The 5,353-nt window shown below is 45.8% G+C and carries 5 protein-coding genes; 2 read left to right on the forward strand and 3 right to left on the reverse strand.

The features are described 5' to 3' along the window. Positions 1 to 33: 33 nt before the first annotated feature. Complete coding sequence (locus KDK19_RS03240) at positions 34 to 420, reverse strand: hypothetical protein (protein WP_257255185.1); 387 nt, start codon at positions 418 to 420, stop codon at positions 34 to 36. A 394-nt stretch (positions 421 to 814) separates the two neighbouring features. Here KDK19_RS03240 and nhaA point away from each other — a divergent pair, with 394 nt between their 5' ends. Both nhaA and KDK19_RS03250 read left to right on the forward strand, forming a co-directional pair. Continuing rightward, entirely contained in the window at positions 815 to 2,218 is a 1,404-nt protein-coding gene (gene nhaA, locus KDK19_RS03245) for a Na+/H+ antiporter NhaA (protein WP_257255186.1), read from the forward strand. A gap of 249 nt (positions 2,219 to 2,467) precedes the next feature. Beyond that, positions 2,468 to 4,180, forward strand: a complete 1,713-nt coding sequence (locus KDK19_RS03250; protein ID WP_257280852.1) for a choice-of-anchor I family protein — start codon at positions 2,468 to 2,470, stop codon at positions 4,178 to 4,180. A gap of 99 nt (positions 4,181 to 4,279) precedes the next feature. Here KDK19_RS03250 and KDK19_RS03255 read toward each other — a convergent pair whose 3' ends face one another. Together KDK19_RS03255 and KDK19_RS03260 are read right to left on the reverse strand one after the other, a co-directional pair. Further along, entirely contained in the window at positions 4,280 to 4,636 is a 357-nt protein-coding gene (locus tag KDK19_RS03255; protein WP_257255188.1) for a YgiW/YdeI family stress tolerance OB fold protein, read from the reverse strand. Between the two features lie 128 nt (positions 4,637 to 4,764). Then, a complete protein-coding gene (locus KDK19_RS03260; RefSeq protein WP_257255189.1) occupies positions 4,765 to 5,136 on the reverse strand; it encodes a hypothetical protein in 372 nt (123 codons plus the stop codon). Positions 5,137 to 5,353 lie beyond the last annotated feature (217 nt).

The following is a 5,353-nucleotide window of genomic DNA, read 5'->3' on the forward strand; positions in this document are numbered from 1 at the left end:
GCATAGCCGTCTCGCTGGAGGAATCCCACTGCTTTAGCTGTGGGAGGATGTCAATGCTCGTAATTGTTGCAAACTAAAATCGGCAGTAGACTCGTAAAAAGTTGTTGGAAAAACAGGAAATACCAATTTAGGCATATTCATAACAAACAAAGATTTTACGCTTAAATCTTTTCTGGTAGTTCTGTGTTGTAATTCAGAAAGAAGTACCCTGATATCGTCAATCATTATATTCAAACCAGTGCTAAAACTAATAGATCTAAATATTTCATGGCTTTGACTTCCTGGAGGCATAACTTTTAACGCTAATTGGTTACTCAAAAGTATAAATTTCTCAGCTGCTTGAATTATTTCAGGGTTTGCATTTACCACTGATACGGATGTTATCAAGTAAAGAAAAAGCGATATTCTTAACTCTTTCATCGTAAACTGCCTTCATCTTGTATCAAATTGTGTCAAGTCAAGGTAGCATTTATTTTGAGAAATATAACAAAAAGGTATCGCCTTTAGTGAAAAATCGCGGGCTGGCCTTACGAAGGATCCCTGACCCTAACACTTCCACAAAAGAATTCCCCTTTGTTTGCAGCCGCTTTGTACCAACAAAAGACGGCACAAAGACGAGAGCCGTCTATTGATGGATGTCCAGCCTTTTACTCCAAAGTCTTGAAGCGGAAGTTCGTAAGCAGGTTCATGGGGGTATAACCTCCGATAGATAACTGACTAAAGGCAACTGAAAGACTCGCTGAACATTTAAGAGACATCAACAAACGCATGATGTAGTCTACGGTGTCAAGCTTGATGCTCTTGAGGAGTTGCTGTGGCGGGAAATAATTTTACAAAATTTATTGGTCGGAAAGGCAGGGTTTATAACGCTCGCTGGGAGGCGGCATTTGACCGTATCCTCACGCCTTTTGAAGAATTTATCCATCGTCAAACGACCAGCGGCATCCTTCTGATGATCTGCGCTGTCATCGCTTTGGTGATCGCGAACAGTAATCTGTCTCCCCTCTATGAACAGATTCTGAAAACCTATGCCGGTATTTCTATCGGTGAAGGCGGCCTGAAGATGTCTATTCACCATTGGGTCAATGATGGTCTGATGGCTTTTTTCTTTTTCCACGTCGGTCTCGAACTCAAACGTGAGTTTCTTGTCGGTGAGCTTTCCGACCTCAAACATGCCGTATTGCCTATCATGGCTGCGATTGGGGGTATGGTAGTGCCCGCACTGATCTATGCCAGCATCAACCCGACAGGTGTTGCCGCAGACGGTTGGGGCATTCCGATGGCAACGGATATTGCCTTTGCTGTTGGTACCTGTGCACTTCTGGGTGGCCGTGTTCCTAAAAGTCTGATTACCTTCCTCGTGGCTTTGGCCATTGTGGATGACCTGGGAGCTATTGCGATCATTGCTGTTTTCTACACCAACGAAATCAATCAGGTGGCTTTGCTGTGGGCTGCTGGATTCACTGCCTTTTTGTGGGTGATGAATGCTTTTGGTATTCGTAATCCACTGCCTTATCTCCTGGTGGGTGGTGGCCTCTGGTTGCAGCTGTACGAAGCCGGTATTCATGCGACATTGGCTGGCGTTATTACCGCTTTTGCCATTCCGGCTAAACCCAAATACGATCCTGTTGCATTCAGTGACCAGATAAAAAATCTGATTCGGCGATTTGATGGTAGTTACCGTCCTGGTGAGGACGTTTTGCGTAATGAAAAAATGCGTGCTTACGTCCGGGCGCTTGGAAATGGTACTCGCCTGGCAGAAGCTCCACTGCAGAGAATCGAAACCAGCCTGCACTTACCGGTGACTTATATCGTCATTCCCATTTTTGCCCTGGCCAATGCCGGTATTCCCTTTGATGTTTTTTCCGGGGATACCGAGATTTTCAATAACGTCACCTTGGGTGTCACTCTGGGTCTGGTGTTAGGTAAGTTAATTGGTATTGCAGGTGCCACCTGGATAGGCTGGAAGCTGGGATGGGGTGACTTGCCTCATGAATGTAACTTCCTGCATATTGTGGGCGTTGCCTTTCTGGGCGGAATCGGTTTCACCATGTCGATCTTCATATCAGAACTGGCATTTGCTGGCAGCCCCAATGATTTAGTACTGGCCAAAGCAGGGGTTCTGATTGCGTCCCTGATAGCCGGTATTGCTGGCTTTATCTGTTTGACTAAAGCTTCTCCCAAGGCCGTTGAAAAGAATACTGTTGAGCAGGCTTAAGCTCAGATTATTCATCTCTGAATATTAATAACCCGGAGCTTGCTCCGGGTTTGTGATTTTGGTTAGCTTTTCTGCTCATTCTCGTTCTCATGTCGAGGAGGCTGTCAAAACAGAGAATGCCGCACTTTTGGCGCAGCCTCAGAGTGTTGGTGCGAGACAACTTTGTCTCTATGTCATAGTTGTCATTAAACAGTCATTTGCAACCGTTATAAAAAGCCCTGATCAAATTGAATAAAATCAGGAACCTCAATGGAACTGAAACTTACTCGCAACGCTATCACTCTGGCAGCTCCCTTTATTTTGGCTGGCTGTTCAATGGTTCAGGAAAATGCTGAAGTTTCCCATCCCACCATGGAGCCGATCGGTCGATATGCTTCTGGCAGTTACCATAAAGGTGCCGCAGAGATTGTGGCCTGGCATAAAGCCAGTCAGTCTATCTATGTTGTCAACGCCCTTGATAAAACCATAGATATTCTCAGTGGCAAATCCCTCAAGGGGCAGCCACTTGCTAATCCGACCATGGATTCCAATATTCTCAAAATTGGCAAGATCAATCTTGAGTCCAGTATTGATGGCATGAAGCTGGGCACCGCTAACAGCGTTTCTGTTCATGGCGATCTTTTGGCTGTTGCTGTTGAAAATAGCGACAAACAAAAGAAAGGCGTTGTCATTGTTTATAAGCTCGATACCGAAGGTGGTGCCGTATTCAGTGATTATAAATTGGTAGGGGCGCTGCCTGATATGGTGACCTTTACACCGGATGGAAAATACCTGCTGACAGCAAACGAAGGTGAACCTTCATCAGATTACAAAGATGACCCGGAAGGTTCGGTCAGCGTTGTCAAGGTGACTTCTGAAGGCAAACTGGAAGAACCACGTCATGCTACTTTCACTGCTTTCAACAAAGGCTACTCCAGAAACAGTGAATTGCCGAAAGATGTCAGGGTTTTTGGTCGTGATGCCTCTGTGGCTCAGGACCTTGAGCCTGAGTACATAGCCGTTTCTGCTGATTCCGGAACTGCTTACGTTTCTCTGCAGGAAAACAATGCCCTGGCACTCGTTGATATTGCCAATGCGCGAATTGATTCTATTGTTCCCCTTGGCTATAAGGATTATGGCCAATTTGCGATGGATGCCAGCAATAAAGATGGTGGTGTGAATCTTCAGAAATGGAGCGGTGTCTACGGTATGTATCAGCCAGATACCATTGCTACCTATTCGGTCGAAGGTAAAACCTATGTTGTGACAGCCAACGAAGGTGATGCCAGAGATTATTGGTACACAACTGCTTCTGAAGATCAGTGCCTGGCTTCAGGTGGTTTGAAATACGATAACGAAGACGGTTGCCTGGGGTTCACAGAAGAGGTTCGTACCAAGAAGGTTGAGGTCGCCCGGGAGCATCCTAATGCTGAGGCAGCCAAAGATAAGAAAAAGCTTGCTCGCCTGAAAATTACCAACACACTGGGTGATACGGATAACGATGGCCAGTTTGAAGAACTTTACTCCTATGGCGCTCGCTCATTTTCTATCTGGAACGAAGCGGGTGAGCTGGTTTATGACTCGGGTAGTGACTTTGAAGAAGTGACAGCAGCCGTACTGGGTAAACATTTCAACAATAATGACGAGGAAACCAAAGGCGATAACCGCAGTGATGATAAAGGCCCTGAGCCAGAGGCACTGGCCGTGGGTGAGATTGATGGACGTCAATATGCGTTTATTGGCCTGGAGCGAACCGGTGGTGTCCTGATGTACGACGTGACTGATCCAGCAGAAGCTGAGTTTGTCCGCTATGTCTACAACCGTGACTTTTCTGTTGATACTGACAAAGAGCCAGAAAAAGCAGGCGATGTGTCTCCCGAAGGGATGAAGTTTGTCGAGGCTTCTGAAAGTCCAACTGGAAAGCCTTTATTGATTATCGGTCATGAAGTCTCTGGTTCTACGCTGGTTTACCAGATCGATTGATTAGATGTTCCTTTCAGTCGACTATTTTTGGCTTTGTTTTAAACGGACTGAGGGTTGCCGTAGGATTTCTGGCAACCCTTTTTCAAACGGAAGGTCTGTTTAAATGACAGAAATTTTTTCGACCTCAATTTCGGTGGTTTCAAAAGCACCGCTTTCGACTTCACCCAGAATGTTAACTTTGGTCTTTTCATTAATCTGCACGTCAGGCATGTCTCTGGACTCAATCTCTACCTGAATGCTGTCTTTACCATCTGAAAAGGTGTAGGTCTCATCGTCGATTTTATTGGTCAGGTAACCGGTCAGTTCTACCCGGGAGTCATCAACCGGGTTTTCGATGATGGTGGCAATATCATTGATGGTGGGTGTGCTATTGGGGCCGGTGTATTCAGCCATTGCGTTGCCAGTGGTCAGAGCAATCGTTGAAGCAGCAAGGAAAGCAGACAGTGTTGGATTCATGGTTTGAGTCTCCGGTTTTCTATCGATATAGGTATCTGTTTAAAAGATGGGCGTAGCATAATCGAAGGCAGGTAACCGGAAGATGAGTGAATCATTAAACTTTTTTCATAAAAGAAAAAACGGCGGTTTCAGGGACCGAGTTTCCAAGTCGTAACCGGAAGTTGATAGTGCTCCAAAACCTGCTGTAAGCGATCCCAGTATTCATGGTCGGATGGTTTTCTCAGAATCAACACAATTCCCGCCTGTTTTCTGGTCAGCATTCCATAGGCCAGGGACTGGCCGATGGCTTCAGGCCATTTGTTGGCAAAATCCATTTCAATGGCATGACTTTCAGTCATGCAATCAACACGTCTCCCATCATCCAGCCTGACTTCAACTTCGCCACCTTTACCTTCGCACCAGACCTTCTGATACCAGAGCTCGGGTTCCGATGCCCAGGAATGATTGCTAAGCAGATGAGATGAAAGAATCGCAAGAAGACGAAGCAGGGTCGATAACATGTGCTCAATCCTTTGAGTCAATGTTTCAACGCTACCTGTGACAACAGCTCGCTGCAACACTTATTTGATCCCTGGGCTATGCATAGCTTCTGCGTATGTCCGCTCGCAATAGGCTGGCTGTAGCCTTTTAGGTTGAAGCCTCGACAAGGCTGGAAGTGTCAGAAGTCTAAGTATTCATAGGGAACTAAAACCAAATATAAATATCTAAGGTTGTAAG

The sequence above is a fragment of the Endozoicomonas sp. ONNA1 genome (genome assembly GCF_024606325.1).
Taxonomy (GTDB): Bacteria; Pseudomonadota; Gammaproteobacteria; order Pseudomonadales; family Endozoicomonadaceae; genus Endozoicomonas_A.

Bases quoted from the DNA above. Each gene is read 5' to 3' on its own strand.
- KDK19_RS03240 (WP_257255185.1), bottom strand. From the start codon at position 420: ATGAAAGAGTTAAGAATATCGCTTTTTCTTTACTTGATAACATCCGTA.
- KDK19_RS03250 (WP_257280852.1), top strand. From the start codon at position 2,468: ATGGAACTGAAACTTACTCGCAACGCTATCACTCTGGCAGCTCCCTTT.
- KDK19_RS03255 (WP_257255188.1), bottom strand. From the start codon at position 4,636: ATGAATCCAACACTGTCTGCTTTCCTTGCTGCTTCAACGATTGCTCTG.
- KDK19_RS03260 (WP_257255189.1), bottom strand. From the start codon at position 5,136: ATGTTATCGACCCTGCTTCGTCTTCTTGCGATTCTTTCATCTCATCTG.